The 17,091-nt window shown below is 29.3% G+C and carries 20 protein-coding genes; 3 read left to right on the top strand and 17 right to left on the bottom strand.

The genetic code is table 11. The annotated features are described in order from the left end of the window. The 6 genes from BS62_RS05920 to BS62_RS05895 form a co-directional block, all read right to left on the bottom strand. Positions 1–461: hypothetical protein (locus BS62_RS05920; protein WP_496490330.1), on the bottom strand; the 461-nt coding region annotated here is incomplete at its 3' end. A gap of 149 nt (positions 462–610) precedes the next feature. After that, on the bottom strand, positions 611–2,143 hold the full coding sequence (locus BS62_RS05915; protein ID WP_496490329.1) for a YfcC family protein: 1,533 nt from the start codon (positions 2,141–2,143) through the stop codon (positions 611–613). 129 nt (positions 2,144–2,272) lie between these two features. Further along, positions 2,273–2,734, bottom strand: a complete 462-nt coding sequence (locus tag BS62_RS05910) for a hypothetical protein (protein WP_496490328.1) — start codon at positions 2,732–2,734, stop codon at positions 2,273–2,275. Positions 2,735–2,853: 119 nt separating this feature from the next. Beyond that, positions 2,854–3,027 (bottom strand): DUF1540 domain-containing protein, encoded by a 174-nt coding sequence (locus BS62_RS05905; RefSeq protein WP_496490327.1) that lies wholly within the window; start codon positions 3,025–3,027, stop codon positions 2,854–2,856. Between the two features lie 139 nt (positions 3,028–3,166). Further along, positions 3,167–4,564 (bottom strand): NAD(P)/FAD-dependent oxidoreductase, encoded by a 1,398-nt coding sequence (locus BS62_RS05900; RefSeq protein WP_496490326.1) that lies wholly within the window; start codon positions 4,562–4,564, stop codon positions 3,167–3,169. A 167-nt stretch (positions 4,565–4,731) separates the two neighbouring features. Then, on the bottom strand, positions 4,732–5,292 hold the full coding sequence (locus BS62_RS05895) for a GNAT family N-acetyltransferase (protein ID WP_496490325.1): 561 nt from the start codon (positions 5,290–5,292) through the stop codon (positions 4,732–4,734). A gap of 145 nt (positions 5,293–5,437) precedes the next feature. Between BS62_RS05895 and BS62_RS05890 the strand changes: the two genes are divergently transcribed. From BS62_RS05890 to BS62_RS05880, 3 genes are all read left to right on the top strand, one after another. After that, complete coding sequence (locus BS62_RS05890) at positions 5,438–6,244, top strand: fascin domain-containing protein (protein ID WP_496490324.1); 807 nt, start codon at positions 5,438–5,440, stop codon at positions 6,242–6,244. A 66-nt stretch (positions 6,245–6,310) separates the two neighbouring features. Further along, positions 6,311–6,844: a DUF3189 family protein gene (locus BS62_RS05885; RefSeq protein WP_496490323.1), complete on the top strand. Its 534-nt coding sequence runs from the start codon at positions 6,311–6,313 to the stop codon at positions 6,842–6,844. A gap of 60 nt (positions 6,845–6,904) precedes the next feature. Beyond that, on the top strand, positions 6,905–7,405 hold the full coding sequence (locus BS62_RS05880) for a CAP domain-containing protein (RefSeq protein ID WP_496490322.1): 501 nt from the start codon (positions 6,905–6,907) through the stop codon (positions 7,403–7,405). Between the two features lie 76 nt (positions 7,406–7,481). Here the strand turns inward: BS62_RS05880 and BS62_RS05875 are convergent, their stop codons facing one another. The 11 genes from BS62_RS05875 to BS62_RS05825 all read right to left on the bottom strand — a co-directional run bounded on the left by BS62_RS05875 (position 7,482) and on the right by BS62_RS05825 (position 17,088). Next, positions 7,482–8,441, bottom strand: coding sequence for an SPFH domain-containing protein (locus BS62_RS05875; RefSeq protein ID WP_496490321.1), 960 nt, complete (start codon positions 8,439–8,441; stop codon positions 7,482–7,484). A gap of 15 nt (positions 8,442–8,456) precedes the next feature. Beyond that, complete coding sequence (locus tag BS62_RS05870; protein WP_496490320.1) at positions 8,457–8,891, bottom strand: NfeD family protein; 435 nt, start codon at positions 8,889–8,891, stop codon at positions 8,457–8,459. 155 nt (positions 8,892–9,046) lie between these two features. Then, positions 9,047–9,958 carry a ribose ABC transporter substrate-binding protein RbsB gene (gene rbsB, locus BS62_RS05865; RefSeq protein WP_496490319.1) on the bottom strand — a complete coding sequence of 304 codons (912 nt, stop codon included), beginning with the start codon at positions 9,956–9,958 and terminating at the stop codon, positions 9,047–9,049. A gap of 59 nt (positions 9,959–10,017) precedes the next feature. Then, the gene (rbsC, locus tag BS62_RS05860) at positions 10,018–10,977 is read right to left on the bottom strand and encodes a ribose ABC transporter permease (protein ID WP_496490318.1); all 960 of its coding nucleotides are present in this window, start codon (positions 10,975–10,977) and stop codon (positions 10,018–10,020) included. A 2-nt stretch (positions 10,978–10,979) separates the two neighbouring features. Further along, positions 10,980–12,470 carry a ribose ABC transporter ATP-binding protein RbsA gene (gene rbsA, locus BS62_RS05855; RefSeq protein WP_496490317.1) on the bottom strand — a complete coding sequence of 497 codons (1,491 nt, stop codon included), beginning with the start codon at positions 12,468–12,470 and terminating at the stop codon, positions 10,980–10,982. 16 nt (positions 12,471–12,486) lie between these two features. Next, positions 12,487–12,882, bottom strand: coding sequence for a D-ribose pyranase (rbsD, locus tag BS62_RS05850; RefSeq protein WP_496490316.1), 396 nt, complete (start codon positions 12,880–12,882; stop codon positions 12,487–12,489). Positions 12,883–12,884: 2 nt separating this feature from the next. Next, a complete protein-coding gene (gene rbsK, locus BS62_RS05845) occupies positions 12,885–13,796 on the bottom strand; it encodes a ribokinase (protein ID WP_496490315.1) in 912 nt (303 codons plus the stop codon). A 29-nt stretch (positions 13,797–13,825) separates the two neighbouring features. Further along, entirely contained in the window at positions 13,826–14,836 is a 1,011-nt protein-coding gene (locus tag BS62_RS05840; RefSeq protein WP_496490314.1) for a LacI family DNA-binding transcriptional regulator, read from the bottom strand. Positions 14,837–15,046: 210 nt separating this feature from the next. After that, the gene (locus BS62_RS05835) at positions 15,047–15,502 is read right to left on the bottom strand and encodes a hypothetical protein (RefSeq protein ID WP_496490313.1); all 456 of its coding nucleotides are present in this window, start codon (positions 15,500–15,502) and stop codon (positions 15,047–15,049) included. Positions 15,503–15,672: 170 nt separating this feature from the next. Continuing rightward, complete coding sequence (locus BS62_RS05830; RefSeq protein WP_496490312.1) at positions 15,673–16,611, bottom strand: SPFH domain-containing protein; 939 nt, start codon at positions 16,609–16,611, stop codon at positions 15,673–15,675. Positions 16,612–16,638: 27 nt separating this feature from the next. Next, positions 16,639–17,088, bottom strand: a complete 450-nt coding sequence (locus tag BS62_RS05825) for an NfeD family protein (RefSeq protein WP_496490311.1) — start codon at positions 17,086–17,088, stop codon at positions 16,639–16,641. Positions 17,089–17,091: the final 3 nt, after the last annotated feature.

Raw genomic sequence — 17,091 nt, 5'->3', positions numbered from 1 at the left:
GTCCCTGTTCCTCCTCCTAGTGGCGATGTCCCTGTTCCTCCTCCTAGTGGCGATGTCCCTGTTCCTCCTCCTAGTGGCGATGTCCCTGTTCCTCCACCTTGTGGTGATGTTCCCATTCCTCCCATTCCTGGTGATGTTCCCATTCCTCCACCTTGTGGTGATGTTCCTACTTCTCCTGCTCCTCCTCCTAGTGGTTGCATTTGTGGCATTCCTGGCATTCCTGCTCCTATTTGATTTATCATGTTTGCAGTCATTGTTGGAGTAAAAGTCATGTAGCCAATCCCTGGAATAAATATAGTTGTTCCAGGTAATAAAGTCATATATCCCATCCCAGGTACATATAATATTCCTCCACTAGGTACTTGATTTCCACCAGGTAATTGGTTAGTAAAACCTTCTCCATTTTGTTGTCTTTGTGCAATATAGTTGTAATAATAAGGATTCATCATATTATAATACATTATATTCTCCTTTTCTTTATCTAGTTTTGTGCAAGCTATAATTACTTGCTAAATTATTTTATGCCTAGATAAATAATTATGTTACTTTATATAGATTATAAAGACAGCAAAAAACCCCTAAAGAAGTTCTTTAGAGGTTTTACTTATAGTTACATCATAACGCCTATACCTAATACTAATATAGATAAAACTGCAATTATACCTACAAGAGGCATAACAAATTTTAGCCACTTATCATAAGTTATATCAACCATAGCTAATGATGCAAGTATTAATCCTGTTGGTGTTATAAAGCTTATTAAACCTAATCCATATTGATAAGCACTTACAACTACATCTCTTCCTACTCCAACTACATCTGCTAGAGGAGCCATTATTGGCATAGATAAAACTGCAAGTCCAGATGAAGAAGATATAAAGAATCCTAATATATTGTAAACTATAAACATAGTTGTAGAGAATAATACTCCACTCATTCCAGAAACTACATTACTTAATCCATTTAATATAGTGTCACTTATCATACCAGCATCCATTACTATAGTAACACCACGTGCTAAACCTATAATAAGTGCAACACCTAAAAGCTCTGATGCACCTCTTACAAATTCTCCAACGAATTCTTTTTCATCAAGCTTAGCAAAAAATATCATTAATAATGTAACTCCTAAGAATAAGGCCGTCATTTCTTGGAACCACCAACCTAATTCCTTAACTCCATATATCATAACTCCAAATGCACCGGCAAATAATATTAACATTATTTTTCTTCTTATATTAAAATCTGGTATATTTGACTCGTCATACTCTGATAAAAATCTTTCTTCTATTTCTTTCTTTTGTGTATATACCAAAGATTTAGTAGGATCTTTCTTAACTTTTTCAGCGTATCTTATTATATATATTATACATATTATAGTACCTATTAATAACATAGCTACTTTTAATCCCATTCCATCTGTCCAGTTTATACCTGCTGTGTTGGAAGCTATTATAGTTGAGAATGGATTTACTGTTGAAGCCATAGACCCTATAGATGAACCTATGTATATAGCTGCTATAGCCACTATGGCATCATATCCTGCAGCTAAGAATACAGGCACTACTATTGGATAAAAAGCTATAGTTTCTTCAGCAAGTCCAAATGTCGTTCCTCCTAAAGCTATTAATGAAGTTATTATAACTATTAACCATTTTTCATGGCCTTTTAATGATCTTGATAATGAATTTATTCCTGCTGTAAATGAACCAGTATGATTTACAACTCCAACTAAACCACCTATTACTAACACGAATGCTATTATATCTATTGAATCATATAGTCCTTGTATAGGAGCATTTATTAGTTGAACTATTGCACCTATTAAAGTTCGTGATTCTCTTTCAACATTTTCATAAGTTCCTGGTATTGCAACTGGCTTATATATTGATCCATCTGTAAATTTTTCAACTTGTGTATTTACACCTAAATCATTTAAAGTTTTTTGCGTAGCATCATACTCTTTCATATCTCCAACTGGAGATTCTACTACAAATTTGTTTATTTCCCCATCGTAAGTAAGCTTAGAATATTTACCTGCTGGTATTAAGTAAGTAAGACCCATTACAAGAATCATTACTATTAATATAACAGTATAAGCTGAAGGGAAAGAAATTTTGTTTTTCTTTTGATTTGTACTCATAATTCACCTTCCTTTGTTTATTTTCCACTCAAATTATAACAATTTTTTACAGTATTGTAAACAATTTAACAATCTAACATTTTAGTAATTTGAATAAATAATTCTTTTAAAATAAAAGACAACGTAGAATTATTTATTCCCGTTGTCTTTTATTCTCCCCATTTTATATCCTATAATTCCCATAATAAAATGTATTAATACCCCGATTATTAAAAATACTATGTTTTTACTCATACCCCAAACAAAATATGATAATCCATAAATGGGACCTATGTAAACAATAGATAAAAATCCTAAAATAGTCATAATTGCATCTGGCCCTGTTTTTATCCAAATACTAAGTATCACTACAAATATACCTATAGTCCAAAATCCAATATTAAATTTTATAAATGACTTATCTTTGTATTTTCCACATAAATATCCATAAAAACCCCAAGATAAAAGAGCTATTAAAGATGATATACCGTTTATAGTTAACGGTCTTTGACCGGCTAGTAATAAAGCTACTAAAAAGTTTGTAAATCCAATTGGTACAGTGGAACATAATCCAAATAATATATGTACTATGTATGTTTTTATATAGTTCATTATTTTACCCCTTACACTAAATATTTTACTCTTAATAAACTATATTAGATATTTTTTAGTTTAATAACTTTTTTACAATAAAAAAGTTGCTAAGATTTCTCTTAGCAACTTACATATTACTATCTCATTGAATTATCTGCTTCAAAACTACCACAATCTGTACATTCAACTGATTTAGCTTTATTTTCATGCTTAACAACTTTTATTTGGTTTAGTGAACAGAAATTATCTTGTTTAGCATGATACTTACATTCTGAAACTGTACATCCTATACTTTTGTTTATATTATGCATAGTAAATACCTCCCTTTAATTTTATGTAACCTGTCGGTTCAAATATATTATGTGTAATAATTATTTGTAATATGTAGCTTTTAAATAAATTTAAACTAAAGCAAATTCTGTATATTTCCTAATATCATTTTAATTTTCTTTATTTTTTTAAAACATCTTCTATAGATATATTTAATTCTCTAGCTAATATCTCAACTACTTTCGGTCCACAAAATCTACCTTGGCATCTTCCCATTCCTGATCTTGTTCTTCTTTTTATACCATCTACGGTTTTTGCACCTGCTGCCCTATGAATAGCATCTACTATTTCAGCTTCGGTGACCTGTTCACATCTACATATTATTTCATTGTATTTTTCATCTAGTTTTACAACTTCTTCTCTTTCTTCTTTATTCATATTTCTAAATGGTTTAGCCTTCTTTCTATAAGGATTGAAGTTTGTATTTTGTATAAGTTCTAACCCTTCATTTTTTAATATATGAATTACATATTCTGCTATAGCTGGAGCTGCTGTTAATCCTGGTGATTCTATACCTCCAACATTTATAAATCCCCTACATTTATTTGATGCAAATATCATAAATTCTTTAGTATTAGGAGTTGCACGAAGTCCTGCAAAAGACTTTATAGTCTTGAGCGTATCTATTTTAGGTATTATTTTTTGAACTGAATTAGATATAAATTCTAATGAACAATCAGATACTAATATATCTTCTTTATATTCTACTTCTACTGCTGTTGGTCCAAGTAATACGTTATTGTATACCGTTGGAGTTATCAGTACACCTTTTCCTATATTACTTGGACATTGGAATAATATATGATTTATCTTTTTAGATTCTGATTTATCTAAAACTCTGTATTCTCCTTTTCTAGGTATTATACAATATTCATCTCCACCAATCATTTTGTTTATTTCATCTGCATATACTCCTGCTGCATTTATGACATAATTAGATTGTATAATTCCTTTATTTGTATATATATCAAAATAATTTTCTTGTTTTTCTATGTTTATAACGTCATGCTCAGTCTTTAACTCTACTCCATTATTAATAGCATTTTCTATAAGAGCATAATTTAGATCAAATGGACAAACTATACCAGCACTTTCACAAAGTAATAGTCCTATAACATTATCATTTATATTAGGTTCTAAAATATTAATTTCATTTTTATCAGTTATTAGTCTAAGGCCCTCTACACCATTAGCTAACCCCTTTTTATAAAGTATATCTAGAGTTTTCATATTTTCTTCATCAAAAGCCATTACTAAAGATCCAATTCTTTTAAATTCTACATTTAACTCCTTACACAAATTTGTGTACATTTTATTTCCTTTAACATTTAGTTTAGCTTTTAAAGTTTCTTCTTTTGCATCATATCCTCCGTGGATAATAGCACTATTAGCTTTTGTTGTTCCTTTACATACTTCCGTTTCTTTTTCTAATATTACCGTTTGAAATTTATATTTTGATAATTCCCTTGCTATACTACACCCTATAACTCCACCGCCTATTATTGCTATATCGTACATATTTTTACCCCCATTTTATTTTTATATAAAGTTTTGTGTTTTTAAAAATGCAAAAAAGCCTATAAACTTAATACATTAAGTTTATAGGCCTTACCTTTTCTCCATTGCCATAAATTTATTAAATTATATTACTATTATAAATTCATTATGTTATATTATTTTTGAAATTAATCAATGTACTTTACCATATGATAGTATTTCTTTTCGTTTATATATATATCCTTATCCACTTCATAGCCCAGTTTTTTATACAAATTAAATGCTGTATAATTTTCTACGTCTACGCATAGTGCTAACTTATTATATTTTAAATTTTTGGCTTTTTCTTCTACAGATTTTATAAGTTCTTTGGCTATGCCTCTCCCCTGATATTTTTCATCTACAGATAATGTATCTATATAATATTCATCTATGTCTGCTTCTTTATCAACTTTAAATTCTGGGTCATTTTTTATTTCTCTTACTTTATCTTCTATAGGCTTATCTATAATATGTGCATCTTTTCCATGATAAGATAAAACAAGGCCTACTACTTCACCATTTATTTCTTTTACTATTATATTTTCATGACTTAATCTGTTTCTTTTTCTTTCAAAATAGTATCTCAAGCCTTCTATTACTTCATTGTGTTCATCTTTTCCAGTTAACATATTTGCTATATCATGAATTGCATTTTCTATTAAGATTGAGCCTTTTTTAGAATCTTCTTTTTTAGCATGTCTTATCATAATATCACCTCAATTTATTATTTAACTATAATTTTATCATATAATACATCTAATATTTTGGAAAACTTTATTTATATATGTGTAACTTATATAATAACTAACTTCATATTATAAAATAAGTTAATAATATATAGGAGTTGATAAAATGGAAATTGGATTTCGTGCCAGTAATGGCATGTATGTAGAAGTAGAAAGAGGCCTCGGTGGATTATTAGTAGCGACAAGAAATATATTGACTACATTAGTAAAGTTTGTTCCAATTATTCTTCCAGATAACACTATAGCCCTTCAAGCTTTTGATTTGCGTTTTGTAACTATAAATCCACAAACTAATATACTTGAGGCAACTTCAGTTACACCTATAGGTTTTTCTATAATAATAGAAGTTCCTGGACTTATAAACAAGGTGTCTATTAAGGCGCCAAACGGAAAATATGTATATTTGAATACTACAACTGGGACTTTAGAGGCTATAGGAAATACTGTAGAACCAAGGGCTTTATTTGACTTTTTGTTTTTAGCTGATGCTCCACAATTAGATGAATATACTCAGTCTATTTCTGGTAAAGATATAGCCCTACAAGCATCAAATGGAACTTATGTATCAGCAACGCCTGGTGGTGGCCCTTTATTATCTGGTGCAAGTTCTGTAGGCCAATACGAAACATTTAGATTTGAATATATAAAGTCTAATCAGGCAGGTATCTTAACTGCAAATGATAGATATGTAACTGCAGTTAATGGTGGTGGAAGTATTTTAGTTGATGAAGCTACTCAAATAGGAATTTTTGAAACCTTTAATATTTATATTTTGACTAATGATAATAGAATAGCGATACAAACTGCTGGAAGCAGACAAATTGTAGGAATTAATGTGATGAATGGACCTTTAGCTGTGAATAGACCGAATGTAGGCCCTAGAGAATTATTTAGAGTTATATTTTTACCTTAAATAAATAATTTTAGTAGCTAATGTAAATAATATTTCTATAATATAGAAATATTGGAGGTTGTATTAATGATTTATATTTATAATTGCTATGGTGGTACTCACTCCTCAGCACTTGCTGCAGCCTACCATCTAAAAAAATTAGATCCTAATCGCGAACCAACAAAAGAAGAAATACTAAATACTAATGATTTTAATAAATTGACTCGAAAAGATTTTGGAAAATTAATTTTTAAAGGAATAGATGAAGATGGAAATAAAGTATATACAATTGGAAGAGGTAGATCTAAATATTTGGTTCCTGGTTTATACAGTATGTCCGAAAGACTCCAAGAAGAACATATATTAAATGATCAAGTTGTATTTACTAATACATCACCTACAGTTCCATTACCTATGACATTTGGTGGATTAACTTCTCGTTGGATGAAAATAGATTTTATAGGTGTTCCTTTATTAATAAGAGGAGCCAAAAAATCATATAAAGATATCGTTGCATTAGTTGATTATGCAAAAGAAACAGGTCGCACTAGTGATGCAAATGTTCAAATACTTCCAACTGAAAGTTATTTACACAAGATAAAAAAACAAAGCAAAAACTAAAATATGTAACAATTATAATCTTCTTTTACTATTTTATAATAAGGAGGATATTTATTTAAAATGTATAAGGAGATTATAGTTACTTTAATTTTAATTACAATATTTATCATCATAATTATTTTTTGTATTACTGAATTTGTATATAATGTATATATTAATAGAATTAAAGGTTTTAATATAGATTGTTTTCAAAAAGAAATTGTAGGACTTATTAATAAAGAAAGAAAAAAATCTTATTTAAAAACCATAGATATGAATTCTGACCTTAACCATATAGCAATTTTAAAATGTGATGATATGGCTGTTATAAAATACTTTAATCATATTTCTCCCATATATGGGTCCCCTTTTGATATGTTAGATAAATTTAAAATAGAATATAAATATGCTGGAGAAAGTATATATAAGGGCTTTAATAAACCAGATGCTTTAGTAAAATCTTGGTTAAGTTCTCCTAACTACAGAAAGCTTATACTAAGTCCTAAATATCAATATGTAGGAATAGGGATATCTAGAAATGATGAGGGAATATATTATTGTATATCAATATTCATAGGATAATAATTATAAAAATATTAATAAACTACAAAAATATAAAAGTGAGTTAGAAATTTCTAACTCACTTTATTATTTTTAATTATTTTTTATCTTCGTTTATTATTTCTTTTATTGCTCCTATACTTCCTAATAAACCTTTTGATTCATAAGGTATAAATACTTTATTGTTTCCTTTTGCCATTTCATGTAAAGCTTCTATATATTTAACACCTAGCATAGATTCATCGATATCAGCATTTCTTAACGCATCATATATAAACTTTATTTTAGATGCCTCTGCTTCTGCTACCTTTTCTATAGCATTTGCTTCTCCTTCTGCTCTTCTTATCTTTGATTCTTTTTCAGCTTCTGCATCCAATATAGTGGTTTGTTTTTGAGCTTCTGCTTTTAGTATTTGAGATTCTTTAAGCCCTTGTGCTTCTGTTATAGCAGACTGCTTCTTACCTTCTGCGGTAAGTATCATAGCACGCTTTTCACGTTCTGCACGCATTTGTTTTTCCATAGCTTCTCTTATATCTTCTGGAAGTTCTATGTTTTTTATTTCTACCCTTTCTACTCTTAATCCCCATTTATCTGTTGCTTCATCTAAAATTACACGAAGTCTATTATTTACATCATCTCTTGATGATAGAGTTTTATCTAACTCCATTGTACCTATAATATCTCTTACAGTGGTAGTAGTTAAATATCTTATAGCCTGAACTAAATTAGCTATTTCATAAGTCGCTTTAAATGGGTCAGTTATTTGATAATATACTACTGTATCTATATTCATAGTAACGTTGTCTTTAGTTATAACAGGTTGTGGTGGCGAATCTATAACTTGGGTTCTTAAATCTATTTTTCTAACAACTCTATCTAGTATTGGAATTATGAAATTAAGTCCAGATTGACCTGTTCTATGATATTTACCTAATCTTTCTATCATCAAAACCTCAGATTGTTGTATTATTTTAATTGACGATAATGCTAATACTACAACTACTATTACCAATAACATTGTAAAGAAAATTGGAACCAAAGATGTTATAATGCCCATTATTTTTCCCCCTTTTTAATATTCCTTAAATAATTCTACTAATAATTTAACGCCCTCTATATCTTTTACTATAACCATTTGACCTTCTTCTATAGTTTCTTCTAAATTGCTTTTAGCAGTCCATGTATCTCCCTCTATCTTAACTAGACCATATTCATGAGGCTGTATCTTTTTTGTAACAACTCCTACTTTATTAATAAGAGCAGCTACATTTGATGATTTAACTTCCTGATTTACTTTAAAGTAATTCTCAAGTACTGATCTTCCTTTTAGTAATCCTATTGTTGATAATACACAAAATGCTATTATTTGAATTACTATGTTATCTACAAAAAGTGAAACAATTATCGTTAGAAATGCTGCTATGGAAAAGAAAATTGTAAAAAATGAAGCTGTTGTAATTTCAACTATAAAAAGTACACAACCTATAATAAGCCAAATACCCCACATATACTCACCCCCTAATATTGTATTCATAAAATAATAAATAGAGACTATTTATTGAGAAAATTCGCTGAGCTCATGTCGCCAACGACCAGATGGTATCTTGCTCAAAAACTAAAAAGACTGCCTTTTGGGCAGCCTTTTTAATAAATTAGCTATATTTATTTTTTAGTTACTAACTTTAATTCAACTGGAACGAATTTTTCAACAGCTTCACCTTTTATTACTTTATCAGCACTTTCAACACCTAATTCTCCTATTAATGTTGGTTGCTGTGCTACTGTAGCAGCCATTTTCCCTTCTTCTACAGATTTTACTGCGTCATCAGTTGCATCAAATCCAACTACTAATACATTAGATTTACCAGCATCTTCTAAAGCTTTTAAAGCTCCTAAAGCCATTTCATCATTTTGTGCAAATACAGCAACTATATCAGAGTTAGCTTGTAATAAGTTTTCCATTACTGATAAACCTTTTGTTCTATCAAAATCAGCTGGTTGTTTAGCAACTAATTCTAATTTACTTCCTTTTATACCATCTTCAAAACCTTTACCTCTATCTCTTGCAGCTGAAGAACCTGGTATACCTTCTAATTCTATTAATTTACCATTTCCACCTAATTTTTCTATTAAGTAGTCAGCAGCCATTTTTCCACCTGCTACGTTATCAGAAGCTATGTGAGTTATAACTTCTCCACCATTAGCAGCTCTATCTAATGTTATAACTGGTATATTAGCTCCATTTGCTACTTGAACTGAAGCTGCCGCTGCATCTGAATCAACTGGGTTTAACATTATTAAAGAAGCACCTTTAGTTGTTAAATCTTCCATATTTGATAATTCTTTAGCTGGGTCGTTTTGTGAATCTAAAACTACAAGCTCATAACCTAATTCTTTGGCCTTAGCCTCAGCACCTTCTTTTAAAGATACGAAGAATGGATTGTTTAAAGTTGATACTACTAAACCTATTTTTTTACCACCTTCATTATTAGAAGAACCTTCTTTTTGTGCACAACCTGTTAAAACACCTAGTGCAAGTACTGCAACCATTAACATTGAAAAAATCTTTTTCATTAGTTAATCTCCTTTTTCATTAAATTTTTATACATAAAAGCTTCGGCTTTTAAGTCAGATTATCTTTTTCTATCTAATAACACTGCTATAAGTATTACTATACCTTTAACTATCATTTGGTAATACGATGACACGTCAAGTATATTAAGTGCGTTGTTTAATATTCCTATTATTAATGCACCTATAACTGTACCTATTATTGTACCTTGTCCACCTGATAAGCTTGTGCCACCTAAAACAACTGCTGCTATAGCATCAAGTTCATATCCACTACCTGCAGTTGGCTGAGCTGAATATAATCTAGCTGTAACTATAACACCTGCTATTGCTGCTAATATACCACTTATTGTATAAACATAAGTTTTTATTTTGTCAGTATCAAGGCCTGATAATTTAGTTGCTTCTTCATTTCCACCAAGGGCGTATACGTATCTTCCCATTTTAGTTTGAGTTAATATATAAAAACATACTGCAAATGCTAATACCATTATTATAGCTGGAGTTGGTATTCCAGCGACCTGACCTCCACCTATTTTCCCAAATGATATAGCGTTGTTTGATGTTCCTATTGCTATAGGCTTTCCATTAGTAAATACTAATGTTAAACCTCTAAGAATTGTCATAGTAGCAAGAGTAGCTATAAATGGTTGTAATTTTCCTTTACTTATTACTATTCCATTAGCAAATCCTGATACAGCACCTATTACAACAGCAACGATAGTCGCAACTATAACACTACTTCCTGATGCCAACATACTAGCTGCTACTGCGCCACTAAAAGCAAGTATTGACCCAACAGATAAGTCTATTCCACCAGTTAATATAACAAATGTCATACCTGCTGCTATAATAGCATTTATAGATGTTTGTCTAAATACGTTTAATAAGTTTGGAACAGTAAAAAAAGTCGGACTTAATATAGATACTATTATTACCAATATTAACAATCCTATAAGAGATTTATATTTTATTAAAAGGTCTATAATTGAACCTTTATTTTCAACTGAACTCTTGCTCATTATTATACCTCCTTTGTGCCAACAGCACTTTTCATTATATTTTCTTGAGTTGCATCTTTTATATCAAATTCACCTGATATTTTTCCTTCACTTAAAACTAAAACTCTATCACTTATTCCAAGTATCTCTGGCATTTCAGAAGATATCATAATTACTGCTTTCCCTTCTTTTTTGAACTCATTTATAAGGTCGTATATTTCCTTCTTAGCCCCTACGTCTACCCCTCTAGTCGGCTCATCAAGTATTAAAACCTTAGGATTTGTCATAAGAGCTTTGCCTATTGCAACTTTTTGTTGATTTCCTCCACTTAAATTCTTTATTATTTGATTTTGGCTTGGAGTTTTTATATTCATTTTTCCTATATAATCTTTTACTTCTTTATTTTCTTTTGTCTTATCTATTCTTCCCGTACTTATAAGCTTATCTAGTGATGATATAGTCATATTTTCTTTTACTGAAAGACCAAGAATTAAACCATCTCCCTTTCTATCTTCAGATACATATGCTATACCATTATATAAACCATCTTTTGCCGATTTATTTTCTATATTATTTCCATTTATATAAATTTCTCCACTTTGTTTTTTGATATGTCCATATATAGTTTTAGCAAGTTCCGTTCTTCCGCATCCCATAAGTCCTGCTATTCCTAATATCTCTCCACTTTTCACATTAAAAGATATATTATTTATATACTCATTCGATAAGTTTTTAACTTCTAATACTACATCTCCTATTTTTGTATCTGTTCTTGGAAATTGTTCTGTAAGCTTTCTACCAACCATCATTTCTATTATTTTATCTTCAGTTAAGTTAGTAACTTTTTCTTCACCTACATATTTACCATCTCTAAGTACTGTTATATCATCGCATATTTCAAATATTTCTTTTAATCTGTGAGATATATAAACAATTGCTTTTCCATCTTTTTTAAGTTCATTTATAACTTCAAATAAACTTTTTGTTTCTTTATCTGTAAGTGCATCTGTTGGTTCATCCATTATTATTATCTTAGCATTTAAAGACAGCGCCTTTGCTATTTCTATCATCTGTTGTTGTCCCAAGCTTAGTGACCCTAATAATTCTTTAGAACTTCTGTTTACATTAAGTTTTTTTAGTAATTCATCTGATTCTCTGTATAACTTAGACCAATTAATATTTCCAAATGCAGTTTTAGGCTCTCTTCCTAAAAATATATTTTCTCCTATAGTAAGATGAGGTATTAGATTAAGCTCTTGATGTATTATCGCTATACCCTTACCTTGAGCATCTTTAGGTCCTTTTATATCTTCAAGTTTTCCTTCGTAGTATATTTCTCCGCCATCTTTTTTGTAAACTCCACTTAGTATCTTCATAAGTGTAGATTTTCCTGCTCCATTTTCTCCAAGTAGGGCCATAACACTACCTGTATGTAACTCTAAGTTAACTCCATCTAGGGCCTTAACCCCTGGGAATACCTTTATAATATCTTTCATTTGAAGTATAGGTTTCATATTTGTCTCACCTCTTTTAAAAAACTACGCCAGATTTTAGTATTATGTTAGCATACGGTGCATATTCTCCAGTTCTAACTATTGCCATTGATTCTCTTGTTAAACTTTTAAAATTTTCATGATTTACTTTAGTAATTTTTATATCTTTAAATCTTTTAACTATCTCATTGTATAGATCATTATTCATTTCTTCCATTTCACAAGCTATTATAACTTCTTCAACTTTTAATTCTTCAAGTACTGTATCTAAGGTATCAATAAATGACGGTATACCTTTTTTCAGTGCTAAATCAATTCTTTGAACATTTTTTGGTATAGGAAGTCCACTATCACATATAGTTATACTGTCTGTATGTCCCATTTTAGACACAACATAAGATATATCACTATTTATTAATATAGATTTTTTCATGTTTAAACCTCCTTGAAATTTTCTACATCTTTAAGTGTTGGAAGTGAAATTTGTGCTCCTTCTTTCATTACACAAAGTGCACCTACCTTTGATGCAAAATCCATAGCTTCTTCTATGTTTTTATCTTGGGATAAAGCTACTGCAAGTGCTCCTGTATAGCTATCACCTGCTGCAGTTGTATCTATTGCATCTACCTTATATGCTTTTTTGAATTTATAATTTTCTTTATTTATATATAAGCTTCCTTTAGATCCTAGAGTTACTATAAGTTCTTTAACTCCTTTTTCTATCATAACCTTTGAAGCTATTTGTATATCATCTTCATTATTTATTTTAACTCCACTTAATATTTCAAGTTCGGTTTCATTTGGTGTTAATAAGTCTACATTTTTTATTATTTCATCTTCTAATTTAACTGCAGGCGCTGGGTTTAATATTGTGTATTTACCTAATTCTTTAGCTTTTTTAAGAGCATATTTTATAGTATTAATAGGAGTTTCTAGTTGAACTACTACTATATCACTTGTTTTTATTGCATCTATACATTCATCTATATCTTCTTCTTTTAGTTTATAGTTTGCACCTGGTGCTACAACTATTGAATTTTCTGCATTTTTATCTACAGTTATAAGTGCTACACCTGTTGATATATCATCTGTTTTAATATAATCCGTATTTACATTGTCTTTATCTAAGGCATTTATTAGAGTTTGTCCAAATCCATCATTTCCTACTTTTCCTACCATTTTGACACTACCATTTAGTTTTGCTATTGCAACCGCTTGATTTGCACCTTTGCCCCCAGGCACTTCCTTAAAACTATTTCCTATTATTGTTTGTCCTTTTTTAGGCATATTATCTACATTTACTACTAAGTCCATGTTAAGACTACCTATTACACATATATTTTTCATTGTTTTCCTCCTTTTATAGAAGAGTCTTATTATATTTTCTTCTTCGTAGTTGAGTTTCTTATTATAAATTCTGGTGTAAATACTGTGTGTTGTATGTTATCGCACCTATTTTCTAACACATCAATAAGGAGTTGTGCAGATTTATATCCAATTTCATAGGCTGGCTGTTTTACAGTAGTTAAAGGCGGGTCTATAATATTTGCTATATTTATATCGTCAAACCCTATAACACTTATATCCTCTGGAACTTTTTTATTATTTTCTTTTAGGGCCCTTATTGCACCTATTGCTATTAAGTCATTGGCACAACATATAGCACTATAATTTATACTATTGGCAATTTCATTTATTATTTCTTGACCCCAACTTGTACTATAATGACCTTCTATAATGTAATCTTGTCTATATGTTATTTCATTTTCTTTTAAAGCTTTTTTATATCCATTTAATCTCTCTATTGAGATATCATTTTCTAAAGGTCCTGATAAATATAGTATGTCTTTATGACCACTTTTTATTAAATGATCAGTAGCTTCATAAGTACCTTGTAAGTTGTCAACTTTAACAGTTCCTTTTACGTTTTCTATGTTTATATTTTTGTCAACTAAAACTATAGGAACTTTTATTTTTTTATATTTTTTATCTTCACTACTTGACTTTGATGATGGTGCAAATACTATTCCATCTATCATTTTTTCTACTAACATATCTAAGTAAATTTCTTCTTTAGAAACTTTATCATCTGTATTACAAAAAATTAGATTATATCCTTCTTTACTTGCCTTATCTTCAGCCCCTCTTGCTATTTCAGTAAAAAATGGGTTTCGTATATCTGGAATTATAAGGCCAATAGTTTTAGTTTTCTTTGTAACCAAACTTTGTGCTAACTTATTTGGAACATAATTATATTCTTTCATTAAATTTAATACCTTTTGTCTGGTTGCCTCACTTATGCTTTGATCTTTATTATTTATTATTTTTGAAACTGTCGTTTTAGAAACTCCAGCTAAATTAGCTATATCTTTAATTGTTATAGTCAATTATATCTCCTCCATTTAGGTAACCGATTTACTTAACCGGTTACCTAAATAATATCATACACTATTTATAGTATGCAACACTTTTTACAACCATTTTCTACATAATTCGAGTTATTTTTAATCAAATATGATATACTTATTATCTCCATCTGTGCATCATATTATATTGATTTATTACAATTAAAAAAGAGCACTTATATGCTCTCTTTATTATTGATTTGCCTCTTTTATATAGTATTCTTTTCTTTCTTCTTTCTTTTCCTTATAATAATCTGTAACTTCTTTTACTTTATTTTTTATAGTATTTTCTTTAGATCCTAAGCTATTGAGTTCTTTTTCCATATTTGCAAGTAACTTTTCTACTTCATTATCACACTGATCTTCAATGTCGCTTATTTTATCCATATATTTGAATCCTATTTTCATTTTAGAAGTTTTATTTTGTTTTTCTTCTGGTAGTGATTTATATTCTCTTGCTGCTATTGATATAAGTCCTTGTATTTTTTTATCATAATATAATTCCAATTTATCAACTTCTTGTTTATATCTTTGTGTTATTTGGCTTTCACTATCTACTAAAAGACTAGTAGTTTTATAATTACTATATCCATCAAAGACTAAAATAGACAATAAAATTACTAGTGTTAAAAAAAATAACTTTTTCATAATGTCACCTCCTTTAAATAGTTTTGTATTTATAATTTTATCCAATTTTGCATTAAATTATTTAAAATAAAAAATAAGACTACATATTTAGCAGCCTTATCTTCCTTATTATTAAACTTCTATATTAACACTTAAATACCTTTGTATTTTTTAAAATTATATTTTATTTTTTATTTATTTTTATCTTCGTTTATTATTTCCTTTATAGCTCCTATACTTCCTAATAGGCCTTTAGACTCATAAGGTATAAATACTTTATTATTTCCTTTAGCCATTTCATTTAGAGCCTCTATATACTTAACTGATAACATGGCCTCATCTATATTAGCACTTTTTAATGCATCATATATAAATTTTATCTTATCAGCTTCTGCTTCTGCTACTTGTTTTATAGCCTCTGCTTCACCTTCTGCTCTTCTTACTTGAGCTTCTTTTTCTGCCTCTGCTCTAAGTATGGCAGATTGTTTTTCAGCTTCAGCTCTTAATATTTGAGATTCTTTATGTCCTTGTGCTTCTGTTATTGATGATTGCTTTGTACCTTCAGCTTGAAGTATCATCGCTCTCTTTTCTCTTTCTGCACGCATTTGTTTTTCCATAGCTTCTCTTATGTCTTCTGGAAGTTCTATATTTTTTATCTCAACTCTTTCTACTCTTACTCCCCATCTATCTGTTGCTTCATCCAATATCACACGAAGTCTATTATTTACATCATCTCTTGAAGATAATGTCTTATCTAATTCTAATGTTCCTATTATATCTCTTAACGTTGTTGTAGTTAAGTATCTTATAGCTTGTACTAAACTTGCTATTTCATAAGTTGCTTTAAATGGATCAGTTATTTGATAATATACTACTGTATCTATGTTCATAGTTACATTATCTTTAGTTATAACCGGTTGTGGTGGTGAATCTATAACTTGAGTTCTTAAATCTATTTTTTTAACAACCCTATCTAATATAGGAATTACAAAGTTAAGACCTGATTGAGCTGTTTTGTGATATTTTCCAAGTCTTTCTATCATAAGAACCTCTGACTGTTGTATTATCTTAATAGATAATGATGCAAATACAACAACTAATAATAATATAAATAAAACTATATAAAGCATTTTTGTTTCCTCCTCTTAATTATTTAATTATTTATCTAAAATCACTGATACCTTTACGCCTTCAACTTTTTTTATAATTACTTTTGATCCTACTTCTATAGTGTTTCCTAACTCACTTTTAGCAGTCCATACTTCTCCACTAACTCTTACTTGTCCATAATCGTGAGCTTGTATAGTTTTTGTTACTAATCCTTTTTTGTCTATAATAGCATATATATTTGAATGTTTAATTGTTTTATTTACCTTAAAATGCTTTTGTAATATCGGTCTTCCAAATACTATGCTTATTAATCCTAGTATGGCAAATATAAATATTTGAACTGATAAATCTTTTACAAAGAATGCTATTATAGCTGTTATGAAAGCTGGTATAGTAAAAAATATAGATATAAAACTAGTTGTAAACATTTCTATTATTAATAGTGCACAGCCTAATATTGCCCAAAATATCCAAGAACTTAAAAAATCAATCCACATATT

The organism is Sporacetigenium mesophilum DSM 16796, from assembly GCF_059569055.1.
Note: the sequence above shows the minus strand (reverse complement) of the source record. Positions and strands in the feature narration are given on the sequence as shown.

Excerpts from the sequence above, each read along its gene's own strand:
- BS62_RS05915 (WP_496490329.1), bottom strand. The coding sequence starts at position 2,143 with ATGAGTACAAATCAAAAGAAAAACAAAATTTCTTTCCCTTCAGCTTAT.
- BS62_RS05910 (WP_496490328.1), bottom strand. The coding sequence starts at position 2,734 with ATGAACTATATAAAAACATACATAGTACATATATTATTTGGATTATGT.
- BS62_RS05905 (WP_496490327.1), bottom strand. The coding sequence starts at position 3,027 with ATGCATAATATAAACAAAAGTATAGGATGTACAGTTTCAGAATGTAAG.
- BS62_RS05900 (WP_496490326.1), bottom strand. The coding sequence starts at position 4,564 with ATGTACGATATAGCAATAATAGGCGGTGGAGTTATAGGGTGTAGTATA.
- BS62_RS05895 (WP_496490325.1), bottom strand. The coding sequence starts at position 5,292 with ATGATAAGACATGCTAAAAAAGAAGATTCTAAAAAAGGCTCAATCTTA.
- BS62_RS05890 (WP_496490324.1), top strand. The coding sequence starts at position 5,438 with ATGGAAATTGGATTTCGTGCCAGTAATGGCATGTATGTAGAAGTAGAA.
- BS62_RS05885 (WP_496490323.1), top strand. The coding sequence starts at position 6,311 with ATGATTTATATTTATAATTGCTATGGTGGTACTCACTCCTCAGCACTT.
- BS62_RS05880 (WP_496490322.1), top strand. The coding sequence starts at position 6,905 with ATGTATAAGGAGATTATAGTTACTTTAATTTTAATTACAATATTTATC.
- BS62_RS05875 (WP_496490321.1), bottom strand. The coding sequence starts at position 8,441 with ATGGGCATTATAACATCTTTGGTTCCAATTTTCTTTACAATGTTATTG.
- BS62_RS05870 (WP_496490320.1), bottom strand. The coding sequence starts at position 8,891 with ATGTGGGGTATTTGGCTTATTATAGGTTGTGTACTTTTTATAGTTGAA.
- rbsB (WP_496490319.1), bottom strand. The coding sequence starts at position 9,958 with ATGAAAAAGATTTTTTCAATGTTAATGGTTGCAGTACTTGCACTAGGT.
- rbsC (WP_496490318.1), bottom strand. The coding sequence starts at position 10,977 with ATGAGCAAGAGTTCAGTTGAAAATAAAGGTTCAATTATAGACCTTTTA.
- rbsA (WP_496490317.1), bottom strand. The coding sequence starts at position 12,470 with ATGAAACCTATACTTCAAATGAAAGATATTATAAAGGTATTCCCAGGG.
- rbsD (WP_496490316.1), bottom strand. The coding sequence starts at position 12,882 with ATGAAAAAATCTATATTAATAAATAGTGATATATCTTATGTTGTGTCT.
- rbsK (WP_496490315.1), bottom strand. The coding sequence starts at position 13,796 with ATGAAAAATATATGTGTAATAGGTAGTCTTAACATGGACTTAGTAGTA.
- BS62_RS05835 (WP_496490313.1), bottom strand. The coding sequence starts at position 15,502 with ATGAAAAAGTTATTTTTTTTAACACTAGTAATTTTATTGTCTATTTTA.
- BS62_RS05830 (WP_496490312.1), bottom strand. The coding sequence starts at position 16,611 with ATGCTTTATATAGTTTTATTTATATTATTATTAGTTGTTGTATTTGCA.
- BS62_RS05825 (WP_496490311.1), bottom strand. The coding sequence starts at position 17,088 with ATGTGGATTGATTTTTTAAGTTCTTGGATATTTTGGGCAATATTAGGC.